At 51.7% G+C, this 2,411-nt stretch carries 2 protein-coding genes and 1 pseudogene; all 3 read right to left on the bottom strand.

Going from position 1 to position 2,411, the window contains the following annotated elements:
• On the bottom strand, positions 1-161 hold a 161-nt coding region (locus RDN66_RS09350; RefSeq protein WP_308537801.1), incomplete at its 3' end, for an RNA polymerase sigma factor region1.1 domain-containing protein.
• Positions 162-314: 153 nt separating this feature from the next.
• The gene (gene dnaG / locus RDN66_RS09345) at positions 315-2,057 is read right to left on the bottom strand and encodes a DNA primase (protein ID WP_035893683.1); all 1,743 of its coding nucleotides are present in this window, start codon (positions 2,055-2,057) and stop codon (positions 315-317) included.
• A gap of 238 nt (positions 2,058-2,295) precedes the next feature.
• A pseudogene (rpsU, locus tag RDN66_RS09340) lies at positions 2,296-2,411 on the bottom strand (30S ribosomal protein S21); the annotation flags it as partial.

Genomic DNA, 2,411 nt, shown 5'->3' with positions numbered 1-2,411 from the left:
TGAATGCCCATGTCGTTGATCATTTGGATGATGTCTTCGATCTGATCTGAATCGACGATATCTTCCGGCAGATGGTCATTGACCTCGGCATAGGTCAGATAGCCTTGCTCCTTACCACGCTGGACAAGAAGCTTGAGCTGTGACTGCGGGTTTTGCTCCATAAGACGGTATCCACACTTAATTCATTTGATTGGTGTCGGTCGGCGAACGAACCGCCGACATTTAAAGCGAGGGCGTACTTATATTAGTGCCGCTGCGCCTCGAGCGGCTGTCGGGGGCTTCCCGATCGGTATTCGGCAGTTAAGCCGTTAAATTCATTTTTTTTCCAGGGCCTGTCTGATTTCCCAGAACTCCCTGCGTTCTTCACTGCTTAAACCGTGCGTGCGATCGCGAGCTATCAACTCTTCCTGTCGCTGTTCAAGCATTGAATCAAAAATTCGGTTGAGCGTATCGGTGAACATTTTTTCAACGTTCTCATCCTTTATATCGTTCCAGGCTGAGAGTTTTTCAAGTGTTGAGTACTCACTTGTTCCACGATAGTTCTCTAAAAGCTGGCCCGTTGTCAGGCCCGGTTGCGCAACGCACAGGTTCACCAACTGGGTGAACAGGCTGAGACCTGGTAGCTTTGTCTGAGCCAGCCCATGCATAGGAGGTACAAGTGGTGCCAGATTTGGGTTTTGCACCAGTAGCCCTATAAGTATACGCATAGGCGTCTGTTTTATCTGCTGAGTCGGGCGAACAACGCCACTTTCTGCCTGTTTAGGCATTAAACGATCAAGTTGTGCATCGTCAAAGATGCCTAGCTTCAGACCCAGCGTCTGGCGCAGCTGAATGCGGTGCGCGTCGCCAGGTACCTGGCTGATTAACGGGAGCGCCAGGGCAGCGAGCTGCGTGCTGCCGTCTGGCGTGCTCAGGTCAACCTGTGGCAGGAGGCTATTAAATAAGAACACGGAGAGCGGTTGAGCATGCTCCATCCGGGCTTCAAAAGCCTCTTTGCCTTCTTTACGAACCAGCGTGTCCGGGTCTTCACCGTCGGGCAGGAACATAAAGCGTAGCTGACGACCGTCGGTCATGTAAGGCATGGCCGTTTCCAGCGCACGCCATGCGGCATCGCGCCCGGCGCGGTCGCCGTCGTAACAGCAAATTACGTTATTCGTCGCACGGAACAGCATATGCATGTGGTCGGCTGTGGTTGATGTACCCAGTGAAGCCACCGCGTAGTTAATACCGTATTGCGCCAGAGCGACGACATCCATATAACCTTCGACAACCAGCAGGCGCTGGGGTTCCGCGCTGTGCTGCTGGGCTTCATAAAGGCCATAAAGCTGGCGACCTTTATGGAAAATATCGGTTTCCGGGGAGTTGAGGTATTTCGGCGTATCGTTACCTAATACGCGACCTCCAAATCCAATAACCCGGCCTCGTTTGTCGCGAATCGGGAACATCACGCGATTGCGAAAACGGTCGTACGTTCTTCCCTGGTCGTTGTTGACCAGCATTCCGGCATCGAGCAGCAGCTTTCTGTTGTCGACATTACCGCCGAAACGTTTTAAGGCGTTGTCCCAGCCTGGCGGTGCAAAACCAATAGCAAAACGCTGGACAATCTCGGCACTCAGGCCGCGTTGCTCCAGGTACTGGCGTGCAGGCTCGGCGATGGGTTGTGTGAAGGATTGCTGATAAAAATCATTTAATCCTTCCATGAGTTGATAGAGATTTTGTCGTTGATGACGCTCTATCTGGCTCAGGCCTGTTCCGGCTTCATACGGCACTTCAAGATTGTGCATGGCCGCCAGTTCTTCAACGGTTTCAACGAACTCGAGCTTGTCGTAGTTCATCAAAAAGTCGATGGCATTGCCGTGTGCGCCGCAGCCGAAGCAGTGGTAAAACTGCTTATCACCGTTTACGGTGAAAGAGGGGGTTTTCTCGTTATGGAACGGACAGCACGCATGGTAATTCTTGCCCTGTTTTTTCAGCTTCACCCGGGCATCGATTAGATCGATGATGTCGGTGCGTGCCAGCAGGTCATTGATGAATACGCGTGGGATTCGTCCAGCCATAAGCCCCGTTTATTTACACTTCATCCTTCAAACTGTCTCTGCGTTGGCCGCGTTCGTTCACCCCTGTCACTTACTTATGTAAGCTCCGGGGATTCACTCACTTGCCGCCTTGATACAGCATGAATGATTTTGTGTAAATGCTGATTTATAAACGAAAACAAGCCGCGCATTCCTTTCGGAAGCACGGCCTTGCAACTACAACTCGGTCTGACAATTGAGAGCCGATGCTCTCAAAAGATTAGTACAGACGAGTACGGCGTGCGTTTTCGCGAGCCAGTTTCTTCGCGTGACGTTTCACTGCAGAAGCTTTAGCGCGCTTACGTTCGGTAGTCGGTTTTTCATAGAACTCACGAC

The sequence above is a fragment of the uncultured Kluyvera sp. genome (assembly GCF_902485085.1).
Lineage (GTDB): Bacteria > Pseudomonadota > Gammaproteobacteria > Enterobacterales > Enterobacteriaceae > Kluyvera > Kluyvera ascorbata.
Note: the sequence above shows the minus strand (reverse complement) of the source record. Positions and strands in the feature narration are given on the sequence as shown.